The following is a 22565-nucleotide window of genomic DNA, read 5'->3' as shown; positions in this document are numbered from 1 at the left end:
CCGCTTTCCGATATCTGAAATACTTCTCTCGAACGAGTTAATGATCGCCGTGACCGATTGTCCCCCTTCTGCCCGAAAGACTTTCACTTGTGAATTACATGGTGAGGCCGCCACACGACAGCTGGCAGCGCGTCTGGCGCCACTGTTGACGGATGGCGGGCTGATCTTTTTGCAAGGGACGCTGGGGGCTGGTAAAACGGCGTTTTGTCGAGGGCTGATTCAGGCGCTGGGCCATACTGGAGCGGTCAAAAGCCCGACCTATACACTGGTCGAAGACTATGATCTGGCCAGTTGCCAGGTCTGTCACTTTGACCTCTATCGTCTGGGTGATCCGGAAGAGCTGGAATTTATGGGCATCCGTGATTATCTCGCTGGTCAGGTGTTGTGTTTGGTGGAGTGGCCCGATAAGGGTCGGGGCGTGTTACCAATGGCGGATCTGGATATTCACTTTGATGACCTGGGTGACTCCCGTCGTCTGAGTTTGCAGGGGCAGACCGAGCGGGCGGTAGCCTGGTTAACGGCGCTGGAGCAAGAGGATGCCGAAGGATGATGGGCATCACCCTCAAGGCAAACCGGGCGACTGTGCTTGGCCACCTGTGTCGTTGTGCTTGCTGGCTGTTGGCGCTGACTGGCAGCGTATTGGTGCAGGCGGATGTACGGGATATCCGGGTCTGGCAATCACCGGACAGCACTCGGCTGGTGTTTGATTTGACCGAGCCATCCGAACACAAGATTTTCCCTCTCAGTTCCCCCAGTCGCGTCGTGATCGATCTGAATGATGCCGAGATGCTATTGGATACTGCTGACATTGACCTGGAAGGAACGGCGGTGGCCAGTATTCGTATCGGCCACCCCAGTAAAAAAGTACTGCGTATTGTGCTCGACCTTGATGAGACGTTGAAACCGAGCAGCTTCCCGTTGCCGCCGAACGATGTGTACGCCAATCACCGGTTGGTGGTTGATCTGAAGCGTCCAGAAACCACCCAGTCACTATCGCCAGTGAAGCCGGTCAAACAGGCGGAGACTTCCGCAGCTGGCCATCGGGATATTATTGTGGCTATCGATGCCGGCCACGGCGGTGAAGATCCGGGGGCTTCCGGGTCGAAAGGTACCCAGGAAAAACATGTGGTACTGGCGATCGCCAAGGAATTACAGGCGCTGTTGAAAAAAGAAGCCGGTTTTACCCCCTTTCTGGTACGTACCGGTGATTATTATATTGGCTTGCGGGAACGTACCGAAAAAGCCCGGTCGGCCAACTCGGATTTTCTGGTATCGATTCACGCCGATGCCTTTATGCAGGCCAGCGCCAACGGCAGTTCGGTATATGTCTTGTCGGATCGTGGTGCGACCAGTGAGACAGCCCGCTGGTTGGCAGACAAGGAAAACAACGCCGACCTGGTCGGTGGGATTTCCCTGGAAGATAAAGACGATCACCTGAAAATGACGCTGCTGGATCTGTCGATGACCTATCAGCGCAATTCCAGCAAGCGGATCGGTGCCGATATTCTGGGTTATATGAAAAAAATCTCCTATCTGCATAAACGACAGGTAGAAGAAGCGGCTTTTGTGGTGCTGAAAGCACCGGATATTCCGGCTCTGCTGGTTGAAACCGGCTTTATTTCCAACCCGGAAGAAGAACGTAAACTGGGCACCCGCAAGTATCAGCGCCAGATGGCGACCGCTATTTTTAATGGCATCAAGGACTATTTCAGTGAACATCCACCGAGTGGCACCTTGCTGGAAGCGCAACGGCAGCGTAATCAGGGCAGCGGAGCCCACTCTTATGTGATTCGCAGCGGCGATACCCTGTCGGACCTGGCTATTAAACATGGTGTTGGCCTGAATGAGCTACGTCGCGTTAATGGCCTGAACAGCGATCAGATCCGTATCGGCCAAACCATCAAAATTCCTGGTCTCTGAACTGTCATGCCCAATATCCATTTGCTTTCCCCGCGCCTCACCAACCAGATTGCTGCCGGGGAAGTGGTCGAACGCCCCGCCAATATCGTCAAAGAGCTGGTTGAAAATGCCCTGGATGCCGGTGCCACCCGTATCGATGTGGATGCCGAGCAAGGGGGCGTCAAGTTGTTACGGGTGCGTGACAATGGCGCCGGGATAGAAAAAGACGATCTGTCATTGGCCCTGAGTCGCCACGCGACCAGCAAGATCAATACGCTTGATGACCTGGAAGCTGTGATTACCATGGGGTTTCGCGGAGAAGCCCTGGCCTCGATCAGCTCGGTGTCGCGGCTGACGTTGACCTCTCGTTATCAGGAGGCGGCAGAGGCCTGGCAAGTGACTGCAGAAGGCCGGGATATGGTGACACATGTTGCACCGGCGGCGCACCCGCCAGGGACCACGCTGGAAGTTCGGGATCTGTTTTTTAACACGCCGGCGCGGCGCAAGTTTCTACGCACTGAAAAGACCGAATTCTCACACCTGGAAGATCACCTGAAAAAACTGGCCCTGAGCCGTTACGACGTGGCGTTTTGCCTGCGCCATAACAATCGGGTGATTCACCAGTTGCGTGCGGCTGAGCGAGGTGTCGAACAGGAACGCCGGGTGGCGGCCATTCTGTCGCCGCAGTTTATTGATAACGCCCTGCATGTCGATACCGAAGCGGCGGGATTGTTATTGTCGGGTTGGGTGGCGTTGCCGACGTTCTCTCGCTCGCAGGCGGATATGCAATATTTTTACGTCAACGGCCGGGCGGTACGAGACAAGCTGGTGGTGCATGCCATCAAGCAGGCCTATCGCGATGTATTGTTTCATGGTCGTCACCCGGCGTTTGTGCTGTACCTGACACTGGACCCGAAGCTGGTGGATGTGAATGTGCATCCCACCAAGCACGAAGTGCGGTTTCGGGATGGTCGTCTGGTGCATGACTTCCTGTTCCGCACCCTGCATCGGGTGCTGGCGGATGTACGACCCTCTGACCAGTTGCCACCAACCAACGGTGCTGGCCTGGGGGCATCAACTGGCGTGGTATCCACAGATGGTACGGCCCCCGTGGGCGAGGCTGAGACACGTCCGCATGGCCAGCCGACGGCGAGACCAGGGCAGGACAGCGGCGAATTTACCAGCCAGGAACGACTGCCATGGCAAGCACCGGCTGCCAATCCGTATCCGTCGGCTAACTCGTCCTCCGCGCTTGATCCGCGACCATCGACCAACCAGATTGCCAATCAGCTCAGTGCCTATGAAAGCATGAGCAAGCCGTTGCCATTAAGCGCTCAGCCCATGGCGATGCCTGCGGCCGACGATGGTGATCTGCCGCCATTGGGGTTGGCTGTTGCCCAGCTGCATGGCATTTATATTCTGGCGCAGAACAGCGTTGGTCTGGTGATGGTTGATATGCACGCCGCGCATGAACGCATTACCTATGAGCGGCTGAAAATATCGGTCGATCAACAGCAAGTGGCCAGTCAGCCCTTGCTGGTGCCCGAAACGCTGGCGGTCAGTGAACGGGAAGCGGATATGGCCGAACAGCACGCGGAAGAGTTCCGGCGCCTGGGAGTGGAGCTGGCACGAGTGGGGCCGGAATCGTTGCTGATCCGACAAATCCCCGTGTTACTGCAACAGGCCGTGGTGCCACAGTTGGTCACGGATATGTTGGGCGATTTGTTGGAACACGGCACCTCTGACCGCATTCAGGCGCACCGCAACGAAATACTCTCGACAATGGCCTGCCATGGTTCCGTGCGGGCCAACCGTAAACTGACGATTGCCGAAATGAACGCGTTGTTGCGTGATATGGAAGCGACGGAGCGCAGTGGCCAGTGTAATCATGGCCGTCCAACCTGGACCCAGCTCAGCATGGCCGAGCTCGACAAACTGTTTCTGAGGGGACGCTAGTGACACACTCGGGATTACCACCCGCCATTTTTCTGATGGGGCCGACTGCGTCTGGCAAGACGGCCCTGGCGCTGGAGCTGGTCAAGCGTTACCCCTGCGATATCATCAGTGTGGATTCGGCGCTGGTGTACAGGGATATGGACATCGGCACCGCCAAACCGGATGCGGCGATGCTGGCCCAGGCACCGCACCGGCTGATCAATCTGTGTGATCCGGCCGAGCCTTATTCTGCTGCCCGTTTTCGCGAGGATGCGCTGCGTGAAATGGCGGATATCAGTGCCCAGGGACGGATTCCGTTGCTGGTGGGCGGCACCATGATGTACTTCAAGTTCCTGCGTGATGGGGCTGCCGACCTGCCGCGTGCGGATGATGTGGTGCGCAGCCAGCTGTTGGCTGAAGCACAGGCACATGGCTGGCCGTGGATGCATGCCCAACTGGCTGACGTTGACCCGGAATCCGCGGCGCGTTTGCAGCCCATGGATCAGCAGCGTATCCAGCGGGCGCTGGAAGTGTATCGGGTATCCGGCAAAACGCTGACCCAATACTGGCAGGAACAACAGACGGAACCGCTGCCCTATCGGGTGGTCAACCTTGCGGTTTGCCCCAACGACCGGGCGCAATTGCATCAGCGTATTGCGTACCGTTTTGAGCAAATGCTGCGCGAAGGTTTTGTGGAAGAGGTGCGGCATCTGTACCAGCGCGGCGATTTGCATACCGGGTTGCCATCGGTCCGGGCCGTGGGGTATCGCCAGGTATGGGACTATCTCGAAGGGCTGTGTGACTATGACAGCATGACGGAACGCGGCATTATTGCCACGCGCCAGCTGGCCAAACGGCAGATTACCTGGCTGCGTGGCTGGCCGGATTTGCACTGGCTTGAGACAGATTCAGCGGATCTGTTGACAAGTGCCTTGAAAATACTCGAGGTGAGCGCCATATTTAGCGAGTTGCCCTGAAAAAGCAGCGGACTGGGTTTATTCTATTTTTTGCCGCCGTATATTGGGGGCACCACTCTTTGAGGAGACTATTACAATGTCAAAAGGGCACTCGCTACAAGACCCTTACCTAAATCAGCTCAGGAAAGAGCGTATTCCTGTATCTATTTTTTTGGTTAACGGCATCAAGCTGCAAGGGCAAATCGAATCTTTCGACCAATTTGTGATTTTGTTGAAAAATACCGTCAGCCAAATGGTTTACAAACACGCCATCTCAACCGTTGTGCCATCCCGTAATGTACGGATGCAGCCAATGGAAACCGGTGACGAGTCTGGCGACGATAACTGACAGGACTGGGAGTAGCGTCTAATTGTTTTTTGAGCGCCCACAGAACGGCGGCGAGACAGCCGTTCTGGTGCATATCGATTTCCCGGAAGGTGTCAATCGTGAAGACCTTGCTGAATTTCGGGAACTCGTGATCTCTGCCGGAGCAGATCCGGCCGAACTGGTTACCAGCAAACGTGATGTGCCCGATGCCAAATTCTTTATTGGCAGCGGCAAAGTTGAAGAAATTCACGATCTTGTGCATTTGCACGACTGCGAGCTGGTGATCTTCAATCACTCTCTTTCCCCCAGTCAGGAGCGTAACCTGGAACGCGCCCTGCAGTGCCGTGTGCTTGATCGTACCGGGCTGATTCTGGATATCTTTGCCCAGCGTGCCCGCACCCACGAGGGCAAGCTGCAGGTTGAGCTGGCCCAGTTGCAGTATCAGGCAACCCGGTTGATTCGGGGCTGGACCCACCTGGAGCGACAAAAAGGCGGGATTGGTATGCGCGGGCCGGGTGAAACCCAGCTTGAAACCGACCGGCGTTTGCTGCGAGAGCGGGTAAAAAACATCAATGCCCGTTTGGCCAAGGTGCGCGCACAACGACAACAGGGGCGGCGAGCGCGACAGCGTTCCTCGGTACCAACGGTTGCTATTGTGGGTTATACCAACGCCGGCAAATCGACGCTGTTTAATGCGTTGACGTGTGCAGAGGTGTATGCCGCCGATCAGCTGTTTGCCACTCTGGACCCGACCTTGCGGCGTTTGCCGGTGGATGACATCGGCGAAGTTGTCCTGGCCGATACCGTCGGTTTTATCCGTCACCTGCCGCATAAACTGGTAGAAGCCTTTCAGGCGACATTGCAAGAAGCGGCTGAAGCGGATTTATTGCTGCATGTAATTGATAGTGCGGCGGCAGAGCGGGATGGCAATATCGCTGAGGTTGAATCGGTTCTGACCGAGATCGATGCGATGGAAGTGCCGCAGCTGCGGATCTACAACAAGATCGACTTGCTGGACCGGGCTGAAGCGCGGATTGATCGTGACGAATACGGCAAGCCGGTGGCCATCTGGTTATCTGCAGTCGATCGTAATGGCTTTGAGCTGTTGACCCAGGCAATTGGCGAGCTGCTGGGAGAAGAGCTGCTGGACGACGATATCCTGTTGACTCCGGCGGACGCAAAACTGCGTGCCATACTGTATGACCTGGGTGCTATCCAGCGCGAACACTACGAAGATAACGGTGATATGTTGTTGTCGGTACGTTTGCAGTTGCAAGACTTCAAACGTGCCTTGGCACGGGCAGATATTGCAGAATCGCGGTTCTTGCCAGAGGTTCGTGAAGCCTGGCAGTAACAGGAACGGCTTTGGTCGCAATCCTGGCCAAAAACGTTATCATTGACGATTGAATTTTATGGAACGGGCCCGAATGCCACTCCCGCAGGGAAAGGCGATTACGGCCCGGTTTTTATGTATTGGATGCTTCCTGACTGGAGTTAACTATGGCCTGGAATGAGCCCGGCGGTAAGGGCAATCCCAACGATCCTTGGGGTAATAACAACCGCGGTAATAATAACCGCGGCGGTGGCGGCCAGCCACCTGACCTGGACGAGGCACTCAAGCAGTTGCTCGACAAGCTGAACGGTCTGTTTGGTGGCAAGGGGTCTGGTGGCGGTAATAACAATAACAGCAATGGCAACGGCGGTATCGGTGGCATGCTGGTGATTGCAGGTGCCATTCTGGTGGTGATGCTGGGGTTCAACTCGGTATACACACTGGATGAAACCGAACGTGGTGTCGTGCTGCGCCTGGGTAAATACAGCTCAACCGAAAACCCCGGTTTGCGTTTCAAAATTCCACTGGTCGACCACGTGATACCGGTTAACACCACCGGTGTCCGGGAAGTGGAAGTGAAAGAACGGATGCTGACAGAAGACGAAAACATTGTCGAAATCGAGCTCAGCGTACAGTATCGGGTATCTGACCCAGTGGCCTATGCCCTGCGGGTGGAATCACCAGAGCGTACCTTGGTGGCGGCGGCAGAAAGTGCCTTGCGTCATGCGGTTGGTTCGACAGAAATGGATCAGATCCTGACCATTGGTCGTAATCTGTTGGCAGACCAGGTGCAGATTCGCTTGCAGGATTACCTCGACCGTTATCAAACCGGGATGGTGCTGAACACGGTCAACATCAAGGATGCCCGTCCACCGACCCAGGTAGCGGCGTCCTTTGATGATGTGCAGAAAGCCAAGCAGGACAAGGATCGCTTTATCAGTGAATCCGAAGCCTATGCCAACTCGGTAGTACCAGAAGCCCGTGGTCGTGCCCAGCGTCAGCTGGAAGAAGCATCGGCCTACAAAGAGCAGGTGATTGCCCGTGCCGAAGGTCAGGCCGCCCGTTTTAACGATTTGTTAGCGGAATATCGCAAGGCCCCGAAGGTCATGCGTGAACGTCTGTATATCGATGCCATCTCCGATGTCTACACCCAGTCCAGCAAGGTACTGGTGGATGTTGATGGTGGTAACAACATGATGTATCTGCCATTGGATCAGTTGATGAAGGCCATGCCAGCATCTCAGGCGGCATCCGGTAGTGGTCAATTGACCAGTAGCGATATTTCCCGCCTCACCGATCAGGTGTTGGAAGAAGTACGCTCACGCCAAAGCTCAACTACTACCACTACTCGTCGGGAGGGTCGTTAATGTCTCCGAAAGCCTTTGCCAGCGCCGTGATTGCAGGTGCTGTCCTGCTGCTTGCCAGTCAGGGTTTGTACGTGGTTAACGAAACTGAACGTGCTATCAAGTTGAAATTCCGTGAAATTGTCGATGCGGATATTCAGCCCGGATTGCATTGGAAGGTGCCTTTTATTGAAACCGTCAAACTGTTTGATGCGCGTGTACTGACGCTGGATTCCAGCTCAGCCCGCTTTCTGACTGCGGGTAAAAAGTACGTGATTGTGGATGCGTTCGCGAAATGGCGCATTGAAGATGTACGGGCTTATTACCAGGCCACTTCCGGTAATCGGATGGAAGCATCGAAACTGCTCTCCAACCTGATGAACAAAGGGCTGCGTGATGAAATCGCTTCCCGCACCATGCACGATGTGGTATCTGGCGAGCGTGACAAGCTGATGACCAAACTGACAGCGCTGCTTAATACAGAAACCCAGGCCGAATTGGGGATTGAAGTATTGGACGTGCGGGTCAAGGCGATCGATTTGCCTGAAGACCTGAGTGAGTCTGTGTATCAACGGATGTCTGCAGAACGTGATCGGGAAGCCCGTGAACATCGTTCACAAGGTCGTGAGCTGGCAGAAGGTATCCAGGCCGATGCCGATCGTCAGAAAACGGTGATTGAGGCAGAAGCCTATCGGGATGCCGAGCGCACACGTGGTGAAGGGGACGCAGAAGCATCGCGTATCTACAACGCCGCGTTCAGCAAGGACCCGGAATTCTATGCGTTTACCCGCAGTCTGAATGCCTATACCGAGACCTTCAATCAGAACGATGTGATTTTGCTCAAGCCTGACAGCACGTTCTTCCGTTACCTGAAAGATCCTTCCGGTAACTGACCGGTTGGCGAGCAAGGCGGCAGGTGTCGGACTCATGGTCATCGCCGTGCAGCTTTGCTAAAATCATCAAAACCGGGCAAAGGCCCGGTTTTTTTGTGAAATAACCAAAGCATCAGGCACTTCGTCCTCCGGCAAGCAGGCTGATAAAGGCTGCACTGGCGTGTCATAAGGATCAAACCATGACATCCTTGTGGGAACCCTTGGGCCCTTGCCTGATATTGATCCCGGAAAGCCTGGGGCTTTCCTCGATTCCACAATATTGGCGCTACCAGATAACAGGGTAACTGCCGATAGTGACCGAACGGTACGTCTGGCGGAGTTGGTCAGCATTATGCTGCAATCGATACCTCTGGATGTTACCCATTGATATAGGCTGAACAATGACTCTAGCAGATCGCTGGCTACTGCCGGACGGTATTGAAGAAGTCCTGCCGCCTGGCGCGCAGCAGATAGAACACTTACGTCGACGCTTGCTCGACCTGATGGATAGCTGGGGCTACGACCTGGTGACGCCTCCGGTACTGGAATATCTGGATGCACTCCTGACCGGTACTGGCAAGGATCTGGACTTGCGTACCTTCAAGGTGACCGATCAGATTTCCGGCCGCATGATGGGCTTGAGTGCTGATACCACGCCTCAGGTCGCTCGCATCGATGCGCATAGCCTGGCACGAGACGGGATCAGTCGCTTCTGTTATTGCCGGACAATTTTCCATACCCGTGCCCGCTCCCTGCTGGCCAACCGTACGCCAACCCAGATTGGTGCTGAGCTGTTTGGTGAAGCCGGAGTGGCCGCGGATGTGGAAGTACTCAGTATGATGCTGAGTCTATTGACCGCCAGTGGCGTCAAGAACATTCATCTTGATATCGGTAATGTCGGTGTCTACCGTGCCATTGCTGAACAGGCAGAGGTGACGGATGCCCAGCAGACCGAGCTGTTTGATTTGCTCAAGCTGAAATGTGCCAGTGATATCGATGCCTGGGCAGAACGGGAAATTGCCGATAATAACAGCCGTAAGGCACTGCAGTTATTGGCACGTTTGCAAGGTACTCTGAGTGGTCTGGCCAACGGTTTTGACAAGCTGATTGCACTGGTTCCTGGTGTAGCCAGTGAGCTGGAGCATCTGCAGGCGGTCGCCAACCAGGTTCTGGAGCGTTTTCCTGATGTCCCTCTGTATATCGACCTGACCGAATTGCGTGGCTATCAGTATCATACCGGTCTGGTGTTTGGTGCTTATATTCCCGGTTACGGTGATGCCATTGCCCAGGGCGGCCGCTACGATGAAACCGGCAAGGCCTTTGGCCGTGCTCGTCCGGCACGAGGATTCAGCGCAGACTTGCGGGTCCTGGCCCGACTGGGTGACTTTGCCCCGGAACGCAAGCCTCTGGTACTGGCACCGGCTACCGGTGATGCCGCACTCTGGCAGTATGTGAATGAACTAAGGCAGCAGGGGATGCGTGTTATCTTCTGCCGTGAGCAGGATACACCGCAGGCAGATTATTCCCTGCAAATCATCAACGGCCAGTGGCAGCTGGTCCAAGTGCAACCAGCTTAATATTGAGACAGACATGGGTAAAAGTGTTGTAGTTCTCGGCACCCAATGGGGTGACGAAGGTAAAGGGAAAATTGTTGACCTGCTGACTGAAAAAGCAGCGGCCGTTGTGCGTTTCCAGGGTGGCCACAATGCCGGTCACACACTGGTGATTGATGGTGAAAAAACCGCATTGCATCTGATTCCTTCAGGCATTTTGCGTGAAGGCGTTATCTGTGTGGTGGGTAACGGTGTGGTGGTGGCTCCGGATGCCTTGTTGAAAGAAATCCGGGCGCTGGAGCAACGTGGTGTACCGGTTATGGAGCGCTTGCGTTTGTCCCATGCCTGCCCTCTGATTCTGCCTTATCATGCCGCTCTGGATCAGGCCCGTGAGATCAAGCGTGGCAATGCCAAAATTGGCACCACCGGTCGTGGTATTGGCCCTGCCTATGAAGACAAGGTCAGTCGTCGCGGTTTGCGTGTTGACGATCTGTTCCAGCCGGAATTTGCCGACAAGCTGAAAGAAGTAATGGAATACCATAACTTCTCCTTGAAGCACTATTACGGCGTTGAAGAAGTCGACTACGAAGCAACTCTGGCGTCTTGCCTGGAGTGGGCTGCACAGATCAAGGACATTGTGGTTGATGCGGTCGACCTGGTGCATTCTGTGCGCGAATCCGGTGGCGATATCATGTTTGAAGGCGCCCAGGGCACCTTGCTGGATATCGACCACGGTACTTATCCGTTTGTTACTTCGTCCAACACCACTGCCGGTGGCGTGGCGACAGGTTCCGGCGTTGGTCCCTTGTATCTGGACCAGATTCTGGGGATTACCAAGGCGTATACCACCCGTGTCGGGTCTGGCCCGTTTCCAACCGAACTGTTTGATGAGGTTGGTACGCAGCTGGCGACCGTGGGTAAGGAAACCGGTACAACCACTGGCCGTAATCGCCGTTGTGGCTGGTTTGATGCCATGCTGGTAAAACACGCGATCCGGGTGAACTCTATCAATACTATTTGTCTGACCAAGCTCGACGTACTGGATGGTCTTGAAACCATCAAGGTCTGTGTCGGCTATGAAGATGAAAACGGCCAGCGCATGAATGTTCCGGCCAGTGCTGACAAGTTTGCCAAAATCACTCCAGTCTATGAAGAGCTGCCAGGCTGGACTGAGTCCACCTTTGGTGCCAAAGCACTGGAAGACTTGCCAGAGAATGCCCGTGCGTATATCCGTTTTGTAGAAAAAGCCATCAATGCGCCGATTGATATTATTTCTACTGGCCCTGATCGTCTTGAAACGATCGTACTGCGCCACAGCTTCGATATCTGATGAAGTACCTGCGGTTCTGCAAGGTTACGCATAAGTACTTGAGTACTTGCAGAACCGCGTCGCGGGACGCGCTTACCGATGGTAATCACGTCTGCACCCAAGGAAGGGAAGTCCCCGTCACTGCTGTCATTTCGCCGTGGAGCTGCTGGTTTGCCAGTACGCCGAACCCGATGATGCAATGCTCTTAGGTTATTTCTATTTATGAATATTGATTTTCCGCTCATCTTGATGATTGCCACGCTGTTTACCGGCATCGTGGCCTTGATCGATAAGTTGTTTCTGGCATCCCGGCGCGTTGCCCGTGCTGATGCGGCAACAGCAGCAGGGAATATGGATGCCGCTGGGAAGGTGGCACAAGAGCCTTTTCTGGTTGAACAGAGCAAGTCGTTTTTCCCGGTACTGGCAATTGTCTTTGTGCTGCGCTCATTTATTGCAGAGCCATTTCAGATTCCATCGGCATCGATGGAGCCTGGTCTGACAGAGGGTGACTTTATTCTGGTCAGCAAATTTCATTATGGACTGAGAATGCCGGTATTCGGCAATACGCTGATCCCTGTTGGCGAGCCGGAGCGGGGGGATGTGATGGTATTTTTCCCACCGGAGGACCCACGTTATTTTATCAAGCGGGTTATCGGCTTGCCGGGGGATCACATCGAGTATCGTGACCGTCAGCTGACCATTAACGGTGAAAAAATACCGACCCGTAACCTGGGAGGCGAGCCGGTTTACCGCCCGGTAAAATATCTGGCGGAAGAATCGCTGGGTGATCATACGGCTACCGTAAAATGGGTTGTAGGACGGCCGGTAGGCGCTAGTGATCTGGTGGTTTGGGCGGGGCCTGAAGGGGTCTGGGATGTGCCGGAGGGGCATTATTTCATGATGGGTGACAATCGCGGTAACAGCAGCGATGGTCGGGTGTGGGGTTTTGTACCGGAAGAAAATATTGTGGGTAAAGCCGTGGCCGTCTGGATGCACTGGAAAGGCTGGGATGAACTGCCATCATTTGATCGTAATGGCTGGATTCAGTAAGCCTTTGCAGCTGCCGGAAAGCAACGCAAGCTGTGAATAAGCGGGGCCATACAGAGATTGCTGGTGACTATCCTTGTTTGCGGATTGCACCCGGCGGCCAGCAAAAAGGAAAGGTTTATGACCGGTGAAACTGTTTTTCCAGGACGATCAGATGATTGTCAGGTGGTGGTTTAAAAAAGTCCTTGTTCAGGGGTTGCCGTGTGGCAAAACAAGACTACAATGCGCGTCGATTTCATGCGGTTGAGTCTTGATGATATGAACGTAGCTCGTCAACTGAAAGGCATGGCATTTGATCTGGTCGACCGAGTCGTCCCGGTCAAACCGGTTGTACATGCCCCTGATCTGCAAACAGTACTGGATCGTGAATCCCGTCGAATGCATTTGTACTTTTCGCGTAATTGTCCGGCTTCTATCCAGGTGCGACGCCATTGCCTGCGGCTTGGTTTGCGGGTAGTGGAAAAAGACGTTGAGCGTGTTGATGCTTATCGTAATGAGCTGGTCAATGGCGGTGGTATACCTCGGGTTCCTTGCTTGCGTATCGATGGTGAGCAAAACAGCGAATGGCTGTATAGCCCGGATGCGATTCATGGGTATCTGAATCGACGTTACTGAGTCTCGCTGCTTTTCTGTATGCTCTGCTGGCTGGTTATTCTGACCTGCCTGTTCCTCGCGGTCTGCGATATGAGACTGCCCCTCTGCTGTTTGCCATAAACCAGTGAGCCATTTGGCTGGCTGTGTGGTGTTGGCTCGTCTTGCCTGTTCTCTGTTGTGATAATAGATCGGCCATATTTATGGTGTGGGTGCTTGCCAGGCCGTGATGCCGTGCCTGTTGTCAGTCCGGTTCGATACTATGAATATGGACTCTGATATGAACTCTGAATGGCGGTTATCCCGGTGAAAATATAGTGATAAAGCAATCTGCTTTTTGTCTTGGGGCGATTATCGCTGTGTTACTGGCCAGTGTGCTGGAACCTGTCAGTTCACAATGGTTGGCGTTTGACCGTAGTGACATTGGCCAAGGTCAGTGGTGGCGCTTGTTAACGTGCCACTGGGTGCATTTATCCTGGCCTCATGCGCTGGGTAATGTGGGTGGGCTGGTGTTGCTGGCTGTGATCGCCGCTGGAACGGTACCAAACAGGGTGTTCGTAGGGTTGTTGCTCTGGTGCAGTGGTGTTGTTGGACTGGGATTGATGCTGTTTGCCGGGGATCTGCAGCGCTATGTGGGTTTGTCCGGGGTGTTGCATGGCATGTTGATGGTGGCTCCATTTGTTGCGCTTGGATATAGCCGCCGTATGGCGATGCTGTTTGCCGGACTGGTGGTACTCAAGGTGGTATGGGAACAGTCGCCTTATTACAGCGGTGGAGCGGTGGGTGAGATGATTGGTGGACGAGTGGCAACCGAGGCTCACTTGCTGGGAGGGATCGCCGGTGGCGTCTGGTTGTTGGCTATGGCAGTCTTTAGCCCAATTTTTTGCCGGGATAATGACCATGTCTCAGAATGACGAACAGCAACGGGGTCCTTGGCGCATTGTCAGCGCTCAGACGGTGTATGAAAATCCGTGGATGCGGGTCGACGATCACCAGGTGATTGCACCGACAGGCAAGCCGGGTATTTATGGCACAGTGGCGTTTAAAAATCGCGCGATTGCCATATTGCCTATCGCCGAGAATGGCGATACCTGGTTGATCGGGCAGTACCGCTTTCCTTTGGATCAATACAGTTGGGAATTGCCAATGGGAGGCGGGCCATTGGATGAGTCACCGGAACTGGCTGCTCGACGTGAGTTGAAGGAAGAAACTGGCCTGAGCGCTGACGAGTGGCAGCAGCTAGGGTATTTTCATGTCAGTAATTGCATTACCAATGAAGAAGCCTTTGCTTTTCTGGCGCAAGGACTGACGGAGGGTGAGACTTGTTTTGATGATACCGAGCAACTGGATATTCAGCGGCTGCCTTTTGCTGAGGCACTGGCCATGACGCTGGACGGGCGCATCACTGATTTGCTGACGGTTGCGGTGATCCAGCGTGCCAGCCTGATGGGCCTGGCTGGTCGCTGATCGCTGTGGGTGTTTAACAGGATTCTGCAATCGATACACTGGCATCCTGACGAAACTGTGCCGGACTGATATTTTCATGTTTGTGAAATATACGATCGAGCGCCCGTCTGCCAGATAGTCCCAGGGTTACGGCAATTGCATCGATACTGTCATTGCTGCTGGTTAACAGATGCTTGGCTTGTTTTATCCGTACTTGAGTGATCAGTTGTTTTAATGAAGTCGCTTCCTGTTGCAGGTGGCGATTCAGAGTGCGGGTGCTGATATTGAAGTGCTCGGCAATGGTTTGCTGGGTGGCCGAGAAACTGAGCTGGCCATTGATCAGGGCACGTTGGATGTGATTGCAGAGTGAACCCGCCCGGACGAGTTTGCGAAACTGTTTTTCAACTACCTGACGCATCATTTGGGTGATGTTCGGGTTGGTATGGTGTAACCCCAGATCAAGGCTGTCCGGCTGCAGCTCAATGGTACATTGCGAGGCATCAAAGAGTAGTTCGGTTTGCCATTGCTGACTATAGCGCTGAGCGTAATCCGGCTCCTGCCATGGCAGCAGAATCCGCTCTATGATCAGGCGTGAGCCACATAAATGGCGAAACCAGCTGAGTAGTGTGCTGATCAGTAATTCCATCCGCCAGCGGCAGCTGCCGGTGTCTATGGGTGCCTTCAGGTCGATACGGATACGCAGAGGCCCCTGGCGGGTTCGGGTAACATTGACGACCATGTGTTCCGATAACAACGAGGCAAACTTTTCCAGATAATACAGAGCTTCGCGTAATGTGTTACTGCATAAAAACAAATGGTGTAACGGGCCGCTGGCTCCGGCGTCGAACCGCAACGGTGGCAAAACACAAAAGTCGTTGCTGTTGTGTGTGGCATGCAGGTGGTTGATATATTCCTTGGCGGTACAGGCATCCAGTATGACAGGCAATTCTGGAGTGCTATGGCCGAGTGGTGGTGGCAGGTGTTCTCTGTGTTGGTGTGGCAAAATCTGCAGTAATGGCATCACTGTCAATGCTGCGAGATAGCCTTGATCCGTCGTCATAGTGTTTGTCTGCTGCCTTACTGCTTGAGTACCGCGATGGGCATCTGGGAGTATTGAGTCGATTGTTTTTCAAATATTGACTTAATTATCAGTAAGTTAGTTTTTATTATCAATCATGAATTTACCAGCAGAATTTTCTGGATGTGATCGATAGGCAGGAAAATAGTCAGTCTGGTCTATAAGCATTCAGACTTTTTGGTCTACTGTAACCCGGTTGTTGGTAACGACTGTCAAAGTGAAGATTTCATCAAGGATTAATCAAGGCGTGGCTTTTACAATATACGGTACTGATGGCTGCCACTTGTGCGAAGACGCAGACAAGCTGTTGCAACAGGCTGCCAGCGTGCTGCCGATAACGTATCACTACATCGATATCGCTGATGATGAAACATTGGTGGAGCGTTATGGTATTCGCATACCAGTGATTCGGCATGATAGCTCATCTGATGAGCTTGGTTGGCCATTTGATTTTGAAAATATGCTGTCATGGCTGGCAGTGCATCAATCTCCAGCAAAGGAAGACTGATTTATGCGAATAAAGAATATGATCACAGGAACCGGTGTGTTGTGGGGTCGAACGTCGGTTATTGCTGTGGCTTTGGCTATCGGTTTGTCTGGCTGTGCAACGACGAGCGGTGGGCCGTCATTATCACCCAAGGGTGAAGCGATTTACGATACGCTGGCTTTGGATACACGTTTGCGGACATGGGCCGATAGCTGTACGCATGTCAGCTATCGGGCAGACAAGGCAGCACAGCTGGCGCGTCAGAACTGGTGGAACCGTAATGGCAGTTTGGTGAAAAGTGCAGATTATGGCTTGGCGTATGATCTGGTTACGATAACCGATATACGCCAACCAACCGGTGCTCGACTGGCGATGGCGCTGACCTGGGGAATCGTTGAAGCAGCAGAGCAGGAAGTGGCAGCGGCTCTGGCGGATAAAGAGAATCAGGAAAGCCGATGCCTTGAGGTTCTGGATGCCTTTGATCGGGGGGATCTGGATCTGGCTGATCGAGAGGTAACTTACAAGGCCTTGTTGGAGATGCAGCATCATCGGGATATGAAAGGTGATGCATTATTGCTGAGAGAAGCGGCAGTAGAGAAACAGACCGGCAAGGTGTATGGCCGTTCCTACTATGTTGTCGAAAAACTGACGCAGCACCTGGCTTGTCCTGGAGCGGAAGTCAGCTTGCTCAGCAGTGCTTGGCCAGATGAGGTCTATCAGGCCCGGTGTGAAGATGCCAGTTTCTTGCTGTTACGTTGTGAGTGGGGCAACTGTCGGGTAGTTAAGTAAGCACCATTCTGCTTGATCCGCTATAAAAAGAAAAAGCCGCTACCGGTTTGTTCCGGTAGCGGCTTTTTTATGACGGAAGGCTGCGCATCAGACAGATTCGCAGCCGTCGTGCATGATTAACGCGCTGCTTCTACGATGCGTTTCATGTCGGTCATATAGCCACGCAGTTCCTGGCCAACCCATTCAACCGGGTGGTTACGGATGGCGTCGTTTACTTCGATCAGGCGAGCGTTATCAACCGAGTTGGTTTTCAGCTTCAGTCCTTTGCCAATCACATCGGTGCTGATATGTGGCATGAACTTCTCGCGCAGCAGGGGTACTGCTGCGTGGGAGAACAGGTAGTTACCGTATTCTGCTGTGTCGGAAATAACGACGTTCATTTCGTACAGTTTGCGACGGGCGATGGTGTTGGCGATCAGTGGTGTTTCGTGCAGAGACTCGTAGTAAGCAGACTCTTCAACGATGCCGGACTCAACCATGGTTTCGAAAGCCAGCTCAACACCAGCCTTGATCATGGCAACCAGCATGATGCCGTGGTCGAAGTATTCTTGCTCATCAATTTCAACGTCAGACGCCGGTGCTTTTTCAAAGCCGGTTTCTGCGGTTTCTTCACGCCAGGTCAGCAGGTTTTTGTCGTTGTTGGCCCAGTCTTCCATCATGGTGCGGGAGAACTCGCCAGAAATGATGTCGTCCTGGTGTTTGCGGAACAGGGGACGCATCAGTTCTTTCAGGTCTTCGGCCATATCGAAGGCTTCGATTTTGGCCGGGTTGCTCAGGCGATCCATCATGTTGGTGATGCCGCCATATTTCAGTGCTTCTGTGGTGGTTTCCCAGCCGTACTGGATCAGCTTGGCGGCGTAACCTTCATCAATGCCGTCTTCAACCATTTTTTCGAAGCCCAGAATGGCGCCGGTTTGCAGCATGCCACACAGGATGGTTTGCTCACCCATCAGGTCGGATTTTACTTCGGCAACAAAGGAGGATTCCAGACAACCGGCACGGTGACCGCCAGTACCAGCCGCCCAGGCTTTGGCAATTTCAAGGCCGTCGCCATTCGGATCGTTCTCTGGGTGAACCGCGATCAGCGTCGGGACGCCAAAGCCACGTTTGTATTCTTCACGTACTTCAGAGCCCGGGCACTTGGGTGCAACCATGATGACGGTCAGGTCTTCACGAATTTGCATGCCTTCTTCAACAATGTTGAAACCATGGGAATAGCCCAGGGTAGCCCCTTGTTTCATCAGTGGCATAACAGCAGAAACAACAGCAGTATGCTGTTTGTCTGGAGTCAGGTTCATGACCAGGTCAGCCGTTGGAATCAGCTCTTCATAAGTGCCGACGGTGAAACCGTTGTCGGTGGCGTTTTTCCACGACTGACGTTTTTCTGCAATCGCCGCGGCACGCAGTGTGTAAGACACGTCCAGACCGGAGTCGCGCATGTTCAGACCCTGGTTCAAGCCCTGGGCACCACAACCGATGATGACAATTTTTTTGCCTTTCAGGTAATCGGCTTCGGACTCAAATTCATCACGGTTCATAAAGCGACAGCGGCCCAGTTGGTCCAGCTTTTCGCGCAGGTTCAGAGTGTTAAAGTAGTTGTTGCCCATACCAGTCTTCCTCATTGCAGGGGTGTACAGAATGTCGATGCGGGCATGGTAGGCCAATGCTTACGTTGCGTAAAATGCTATATTTGCGTTGCTGTGTTGCGTTTTATGCAAAGAGTCGTGAATGCTTGCGGTATTTTTGTTCCGAGTCTGGTCAGTGATTTTTATGAATAGGTAAAACTCCATGGATTACAAAGACTTGCAGTCTTTTATCTGTCTGGCGTCGGTATTGCATTTGGGACGGGCTGCAGAACAGCTGCATATGAGTCCATCGACACTCAGTCGCAGGCTGGCACGAATGGAACAGGAAGTTGGGGTACCTTTGCTGAATCGTGACCGAATGCAGCTGTCGTTAACCCGTGCCGGAGAACGATTTGGCCAACATGCGGAACAGACCCTGTTCTCCTGGCAAACCCTGAGGCATGAAGTCAATGTGGGGGTCAGCAAGCTGTCCGGGCGACTGACGCTGTTTTGCTCGGTGACGGCCAGTTTTACGGTGTTGCCTGATCTGTTATCCCGGTTTCGGGAGCGCTACCCTTGTATTGATCTGAATATACTGACGGGTGATGCGGCGGAATCAATTCCCAGGCTGCGCTCAGGGGAAGCTGATATCGTAGTCGCTGCGCGTCCGGAAACACTGGATCGTGAGTTGTCATTTCGGGCACTGACGTCCAGCCCTCTGCTATTTATAGCACCGAGAAATGTCGCTATTATTCCTGAGTTGGCCAAGCCGGAGCCGGATTGGCAAAAGGTTCCGATGGTGCTATCGACCAGTGGCTTGGGTCGTTCCCGGGTGGATCAGTGGTTTGCTGCCAGATCAATCCAGCCGCATATCTATGCACAGGTGTCGGGTAGCGAGGCTATCGTCAGTATGGTGGCTCTGGGAGTCGGGGTTGGCGTTGTGCCGGAATTGGTGTTGCGCCATAGTCCGATGTCGTCCCGGGTTCGGGTGCTGGCTGTACAGCCGGAGCTGGAATCCTTCCTGATTGGATTGTGCTCTCACGTTCACCGCTTGAATGATCCACTGATTCAGGCACTCTGGAAGACAGCCTTTGATGGATAACGCATAATAGTGTTTGTCAGGCTGTTTCCGTAACAGACCCGTGCCAGCAAACGGCAGATTCCTTTCGGCAGTGAATATTTCATCATACTGCCAGTGCATGATAAGGCCATTGAATGAAACCAGTTCAGCAACACCCCAATGAAGAAGATCCGTTAAACGAATGCAGTAACAAGAGTGACGACTCGCAGCGCCACTCTGGCTGGGCCGGTGGTCGGGGCATTTATTTGCTACCTAACCTGTTTACTACAGCTGCCCTGTTTTCCGGTTTTTACGCCATCACCGCGAGTATGAACGGGCACTTTGAAACCGCTGCCGTAGCGATTTTTATTGCCATGATTCTGGATGGGCTGGATGGCCGTGTTGCACGCATGACCAACACCCAAAGTGATTTTGGCGCAGAGTACGACAGTCTGTCCGATATGGTGTCATTTGGTATGGCCCCGGCTCTGGTTGCGTTCAGTTGGGCGTTACAGGGTCTGGGTAAAATAGGCTGGCTGGCTGCTTTTGTTTATGTCGCCGGGGCGGCGTTACGGCTGGCCCGTTTCAATACGCAACTGGGCGTTGCCGACAAAAACTTTTTTACGGGGTTGGCCAGTCCCTCTGCTGCTGCAGTGGTTGCCGGAACCGTATGGATGTTTTCGGATGCCGGCGTTAGTGGCGAGTCCGTCGCCTGGTTAATGGCGGTACTGGTACCTGTATCGGGCTTGCTGATGGTCAGTAATGTCCGTTATCACAGCTTCAAGGGACTGGACTTGAAAGGCAAGGTGCCGTTTGTGGCCTTGTTGGCGGTGGTGCTGGTCTTTGTGGTGGTTTCCATCGACCCGGCCAAGGTGCTGTTATTGTTCTTTGTTGGCTATGCCTTGTCGGGACCTGCCTTTGAAGTGTGGGATCGACTAATAAATCGTAAGAACTAGCAACCTTCTGCGACTACTCTATATCAAAGAGATCAATCTTCTTATCAGGGAGTCGCAGCATGATGATATTAAAACCTCGACGTAGCGATCCAAAGCCGTCAGAAATCACCCCCAAAGATACATATCTTAATCGACGCGCCTTTATGGGAGCGTCGATTGGTACTGCCTTGAGTGCTTCTGCCGCGATTTCTGCGGCAACCATGAGTTTGCCAGCTCTGGCATTAACCACCCGAAAAAATCCTGAAACAGCAGGCCCCGGCTGGCTGCAACAGCAAATTGGTGCGGCGAAAGAATCGCCACTCAGTACGACAGATGCCCCCGCCCCTTATAGCGCCATTACCAACTACAATAACTTCTATGAGTTTGGCTACGACAAAGCCGACCCGGCACGGTATGCCAGCAAACTGTCGACAGATCCCTGGTCTGTGGAAATCAGCGGTGCCTGCGAAAATCCAGGAGTCCTGTCGCTGGAAACAATAATGAAGGATATGGAGCTTGAGGAGCGTATCTATCGACTGCGCTGTGTTGAGGCCTGGTCAATGGTGATTCCCTGGATTGGCTTCTCCTTGGCCGATCTGATCAAGCGTTGCAAGCCGCTGTCCAGCGCCCGGTTTGTTGAATTCAAGACCTTGGAAGATCCAAAACAATTCCCTGAGCAGCGCAGCCGTTTTTCAACCATTGACTGGCCGTATCGGGAAGGCCTGCGCATGGATGAAGCCATGAACCCATTAACCATACTCGCCGTTGGATTGTATGGTGAAGTATTGCCAAACCAGAATGGCGCACCATTGCGATTGGTTGTGCCCTGGAAATATGGCTTTAAAAGCATCAAGTCAATCGTCTCGATACGCTTCACTGAAACGCAGCCAGTCACAAGCTGGAATTCATTGGCCGCTAAGGAATACGGCTTTTATGCCAACGTAAACCCTGAAGTCGATCACCCTCGCTGGAGTCAGGCCCGTGAGCGCAGGCTGCCTTCTGGTCTGCTATCCGCCAATCGGATCGAAACACAGATGTTTAACGGCTATGCCGATGAAGTTGCCCATTTGTACCGGGGAATGGATTTACAGAAGCTGTATTAAACACAGGTCCAAAAGAGGAGGAGAGGTATGGCGTTATCAACACGAGTCTGGCGCGGCTGGCTGGTTCTGATTGCCGGTTTGTTACCACTGGTTTACTTGTTATGGCTGGTGGTTCGGTTGCAGATGGGCGAATGGGATGTATTGGGGCCGGAGCCTGGCCGGGCGATTGTCTTTTTTACCGGTAGCTGGACCTTTAATCTGTTATTGATCGGTCTTGCCATCTCACCCTTACGAAGAATGGGGGTAAAGTGGCCAGCCACTCACCGCCGTATGGTGGGATTGATCACATTTACTTACGCCACCTGTCATCTGCTGGCTTACTCTGCCTTCCTGCTGGAATGGCATTGGCAGGAAATAGCGACCGAGCTGGTAAAGCGCCCTTACCTGACATTGGGAATGCTGGCCTGGTTACTGCTATTGCCATTGGCCGTGACGTCTCACAGCTATTGGCAGCGACGCCTTCGTCAGCGCTGGAAGCAGCTGCATACATTGGTTTATGCGATTGCTGTACTTGCCGCGATTCACTATTTACTGCAAATCCGATCCAACTGGCTTGAGCCCGTTCTCTACAGTGTCTTTGTGGCGTTGTTATTGGCTGAGCGTTTATGGCGGAAACAGTGGAAAAAGCCGTTGGCCTGGACTCGGGTAGCGTAGCAACGGGTATTACAATGCTGAATTATTGAAAATGACCGCTAATTGTCATCAAAGTGAAAAGAATAGTTGACGGCAATATGGATATCCCTATACTGCGCGCCTCCCTACTGCTGATGCAGCAGGGAATGGAGCAAGACTCATCGTTATTGGATGAATCAGCTTCAGTTCTGGTTTGGCAATCTATCCTTTGGATCTGAACCGCCAGCCAGAAAAAACGGATTTAAGGGTTGAATTACTGATTTATCAGTGTATTATTCGCCACCTTGATTCGGGAAGTGGTCA

Annotated in this window: 22 protein-coding genes; 20 read left to right on the top strand and 2 right to left on the bottom strand. The window is 53.3% G+C overall.

Annotation, left to right across the window (positions count from 1 at the left end; genetic code table 11):
• Positions 1 to 40 precede the first annotated feature (40 nt).
• From tsaE to Q8W22_RS07775, 14 genes are all read left to right on the top strand, one after another.
• Positions 41 to 550: a tRNA (adenosine(37)-N6)-threonylcarbamoyltransferase complex ATPase subunit type 1 TsaE gene (gene tsaE, locus Q8W22_RS07840; RefSeq protein ID WP_305452004.1), complete on the top strand. Its 510-nt coding sequence runs from the start codon at positions 41 to 43 to the stop codon at positions 548 to 550.
• The gene (locus Q8W22_RS07835; RefSeq protein WP_305452003.1) at positions 547 to 1920 is read left to right on the top strand and encodes an N-acetylmuramoyl-L-alanine amidase; all 1374 of its coding nucleotides are present in this window, start codon (positions 547 to 549) and stop codon (positions 1918 to 1920) included. Before tsaE ends, Q8W22_RS07835 begins: the two co-directional genes overlap by 4 nt.
• A 6-nt stretch (positions 1921 to 1926) precedes the next feature.
• Complete coding sequence (gene mutL, locus Q8W22_RS07830; RefSeq protein ID WP_305452001.1) at positions 1927 to 3855, top strand: DNA mismatch repair endonuclease MutL; 1929 nt, start codon at positions 1927 to 1929, stop codon at positions 3853 to 3855.
• A gap of 35 nt (positions 3856 to 3890) precedes the next feature.
• Positions 3891 to 4811, top strand: a complete 921-nt coding sequence (gene miaA, locus Q8W22_RS07825) for a tRNA (adenosine(37)-N6)-dimethylallyltransferase MiaA (protein ID WP_305452058.1) — start codon at positions 3891 to 3893, stop codon at positions 4809 to 4811.
• A 76-nt stretch (positions 4812 to 4887) separates the two neighbouring features.
• Positions 4888 to 5139, top strand: coding sequence for an RNA chaperone Hfq (gene hfq, locus Q8W22_RS07820; protein WP_303433210.1), 252 nt, complete (start codon positions 4888 to 4890; stop codon positions 5137 to 5139).
• Between the two features lie 22 nt (positions 5140 to 5161).
• Positions 5162 to 6472, top strand: coding sequence for a ribosome rescue GTPase HflX (gene hflX / locus Q8W22_RS07815; protein ID WP_305414701.1), 1311 nt, complete (start codon positions 5162 to 5164; stop codon positions 6470 to 6472).
• A 146-nt stretch (positions 6473 to 6618) separates the two neighbouring features.
• Entirely contained in the window at positions 6619 to 7818 is a 1200-nt protein-coding gene (hflK, locus tag Q8W22_RS07810; RefSeq protein ID WP_305452000.1) for an FtsH protease activity modulator HflK, read from the top strand.
• Entirely contained in the window at positions 7818 to 8687 is an 870-nt protein-coding gene (hflC, locus tag Q8W22_RS07805) for a protease modulator HflC (protein WP_303433213.1), read from the top strand. The genes hflK and hflC overlap by 1 nt, the downstream gene beginning before the upstream one ends.
• Before the next feature lie 380 nt (positions 8688 to 9067).
• Positions 9068 to 10243 carry an ATP phosphoribosyltransferase regulatory subunit gene (locus tag Q8W22_RS07800; protein ID WP_305451999.1) on the top strand — a complete coding sequence of 392 codons (1176 nt, stop codon included), beginning with the start codon at positions 9068 to 9070 and terminating at the stop codon, positions 10241 to 10243.
• 13 nt (positions 10244 to 10256) lie between these two features.
• Positions 10257 to 11549 (top strand): adenylosuccinate synthase, encoded by a 1293-nt coding sequence (locus Q8W22_RS07795; protein ID WP_303433215.1) that lies wholly within the window; start codon positions 10257 to 10259, stop codon positions 11547 to 11549.
• Between the two features lie 201 nt (positions 11550 to 11750).
• Entirely contained in the window at positions 11751 to 12578 is an 828-nt protein-coding gene (lepB, locus tag Q8W22_RS07790) for a signal peptidase I (protein WP_305414697.1), read from the top strand.
• 255 nt (positions 12579 to 12833) lie between these two features.
• Entirely contained in the window at positions 12834 to 13190 is a 357-nt protein-coding gene (locus Q8W22_RS07785) for a glutaredoxin domain-containing protein (RefSeq protein WP_303433217.1), read from the top strand.
• A 293-nt stretch (positions 13191 to 13483) separates the two neighbouring features.
• Positions 13484 to 14080, top strand: coding sequence for a rhombosortase (gene rrtA, locus Q8W22_RS07780; RefSeq protein WP_305414695.1), 597 nt, complete (start codon positions 13484 to 13486; stop codon positions 14078 to 14080).
• Complete coding sequence (locus tag Q8W22_RS07775; protein ID WP_305451996.1) at positions 14067 to 14633, top strand: NUDIX hydrolase; 567 nt, start codon at positions 14067 to 14069, stop codon at positions 14631 to 14633. Before rrtA ends, Q8W22_RS07775 begins: the two co-directional genes overlap by 14 nt.
• A gap of 13 nt (positions 14634 to 14646) precedes the next feature.
• On the opposite strand, the gene Q8W22_RS07770 is transcribed toward Q8W22_RS07775, so the two are convergent.
• On the bottom strand, positions 14647 to 15672 hold the full coding sequence (locus Q8W22_RS07770) for an AraC family transcriptional regulator (RefSeq protein WP_303433220.1): 1026 nt from the start codon (positions 15670 to 15672) through the stop codon (positions 14647 to 14649).
• A 235-nt stretch (positions 15673 to 15907) separates the two neighbouring features.
• On the opposite strand from Q8W22_RS07770, the gene Q8W22_RS07765 reads away from it, so the two are divergent.
• On the top strand, positions 15908 to 16198 hold the full coding sequence (locus Q8W22_RS07765; protein ID WP_305451994.1) for a glutaredoxin family protein: 291 nt from the start codon (positions 15908 to 15910) through the stop codon (positions 16196 to 16198).
• A 3-nt stretch (positions 16199 to 16201) separates the two neighbouring features.
• Positions 16202 to 16966 (top strand): hypothetical protein, encoded by a 765-nt coding sequence (locus tag Q8W22_RS07760; protein ID WP_305451993.1) that lies wholly within the window; start codon positions 16202 to 16204, stop codon positions 16964 to 16966.
• 116 nt (positions 16967 to 17082) lie between these two features.
• On the opposite strand, the gene ilvC is transcribed toward Q8W22_RS07760, so the two are convergent.
• Positions 17083 to 18573, bottom strand: a complete 1491-nt coding sequence (ilvC, locus tag Q8W22_RS07755; RefSeq protein WP_303433223.1) for a ketol-acid reductoisomerase — start codon at positions 18571 to 18573, stop codon at positions 17083 to 17085.
• A gap of 181 nt (positions 18574 to 18754) precedes the next feature.
• Here ilvC and ilvY point away from each other — a divergent pair, with 181 nt between their 5' ends.
• From ilvY to Q8W22_RS07735, 4 genes are all read left to right on the top strand, one after another.
• Entirely contained in the window at positions 18755 to 19633 is an 879-nt protein-coding gene (ilvY, locus tag Q8W22_RS07750) for an HTH-type transcriptional activator IlvY (RefSeq protein ID WP_303433224.1), read from the top strand.
• A 113-nt stretch (positions 19634 to 19746) separates the two neighbouring features.
• On the top strand, positions 19747 to 20547 hold the full coding sequence (gene pssA, locus Q8W22_RS07745) for a CDP-diacylglycerol--serine O-phosphatidyltransferase (RefSeq protein WP_305451992.1): 801 nt from the start codon (positions 19747 to 19749) through the stop codon (positions 20545 to 20547).
• Between the two features lie 59 nt (positions 20548 to 20606).
• A complete protein-coding gene (gene msrP / locus Q8W22_RS07740) occupies positions 20607 to 21629 on the top strand; it encodes a protein-methionine-sulfoxide reductase catalytic subunit MsrP (RefSeq protein WP_305451991.1) in 1023 nt (340 codons plus the stop codon).
• A 27-nt stretch (positions 21630 to 21656) separates the two neighbouring features.
• Positions 21657 to 22283: a sulfite oxidase heme-binding subunit YedZ gene (locus Q8W22_RS07735; RefSeq protein ID WP_305451990.1), complete on the top strand. Its 627-nt coding sequence runs from the start codon at positions 21657 to 21659 to the stop codon at positions 22281 to 22283.
• The last annotated feature ends 282 nt before the right edge of the window (positions 22284 to 22565 follow it).

The sequence above is a fragment of the Oceanobacter sp. 1_MG-2023 genome (assembly GCF_030689025.1).
In the GTDB taxonomy this organism is placed as follows: Bacteria; Pseudomonadota; Gammaproteobacteria; order Pseudomonadales; family Oceanobacteraceae; genus Oceanobacter.
Note: the sequence above shows the minus strand (reverse complement) of the source record. Positions and strands in the feature narration are given on the sequence as shown.

What these genes read in the sequence shown, in the direction of transcription:
- tsaE (WP_305452004.1), top strand. Translation starts at nt 41, where the DNA reads ATGATCGCCGTGACCGATTGTCCCCCTTCTGCCCGAAAGACTTTCACT.
- Q8W22_RS07835 (WP_305452003.1), top strand. Translation starts at nt 547, where the DNA reads ATGATGGGCATCACCCTCAAGGCAAACCGGGCGACTGTGCTTGGCCAC.
- mutL (WP_305452001.1), top strand. Translation starts at nt 1,927, where the DNA reads ATGCCCAATATCCATTTGCTTTCCCCGCGCCTCACCAACCAGATTGCT.
- miaA (WP_305452058.1), top strand. Translation starts at nt 3,891, where the DNA reads ATGGGGCCGACTGCGTCTGGCAAGACGGCCCTGGCGCTGGAGCTGGTC.
- hfq (WP_303433210.1), top strand. Translation starts at nt 4,888, where the DNA reads ATGTCAAAAGGGCACTCGCTACAAGACCCTTACCTAAATCAGCTCAGG.
- hflK (WP_305452000.1), top strand. Translation starts at nt 6,619, where the DNA reads ATGGCCTGGAATGAGCCCGGCGGTAAGGGCAATCCCAACGATCCTTGG.
- hflC (WP_303433213.1), top strand. Translation starts at nt 7,818, where the DNA reads ATGTCTCCGAAAGCCTTTGCCAGCGCCGTGATTGCAGGTGCTGTCCTG.
- Q8W22_RS07800 (WP_305451999.1), top strand. Translation starts at nt 9,068, where the DNA reads ATGACTCTAGCAGATCGCTGGCTACTGCCGGACGGTATTGAAGAAGTC.
- Q8W22_RS07795 (WP_303433215.1), top strand. Translation starts at nt 10,257, where the DNA reads ATGGGTAAAAGTGTTGTAGTTCTCGGCACCCAATGGGGTGACGAAGGT.
- lepB (WP_305414697.1), top strand. Translation starts at nt 11,751, where the DNA reads ATGAATATTGATTTTCCGCTCATCTTGATGATTGCCACGCTGTTTACC.
- Q8W22_RS07785 (WP_303433217.1), top strand. Translation starts at nt 12,834, where the DNA reads ATGAACGTAGCTCGTCAACTGAAAGGCATGGCATTTGATCTGGTCGAC.
- Q8W22_RS07775 (WP_305451996.1), top strand. Translation starts at nt 14,067, where the DNA reads ATGTCTCAGAATGACGAACAGCAACGGGGTCCTTGGCGCATTGTCAGC.
- Q8W22_RS07770 (WP_303433220.1), bottom strand. Translation starts at nt 15,672, where the DNA reads ATGACGACGGATCAAGGCTATCTCGCAGCATTGACAGTGATGCCATTA.
- Q8W22_RS07760 (WP_305451993.1), top strand. Translation starts at nt 16,202, where the DNA reads ATGCGAATAAAGAATATGATCACAGGAACCGGTGTGTTGTGGGGTCGA.
- ilvC (WP_303433223.1), bottom strand. Translation starts at nt 18,573, where the DNA reads ATGGGCAACAACTACTTTAACACTCTGAACCTGCGCGAAAAGCTGGAC.
- ilvY (WP_303433224.1), top strand. Translation starts at nt 18,755, where the DNA reads ATGGATTACAAAGACTTGCAGTCTTTTATCTGTCTGGCGTCGGTATTG.
- pssA (WP_305451992.1), top strand. Translation starts at nt 19,747, where the DNA reads ATGAAACCAGTTCAGCAACACCCCAATGAAGAAGATCCGTTAAACGAA.
- msrP (WP_305451991.1), top strand. Translation starts at nt 20,607, where the DNA reads ATGATGATATTAAAACCTCGACGTAGCGATCCAAAGCCGTCAGAAATC.
- Q8W22_RS07735 (WP_305451990.1), top strand. Translation starts at nt 21,657, where the DNA reads ATGGCGTTATCAACACGAGTCTGGCGCGGCTGGCTGGTTCTGATTGCC.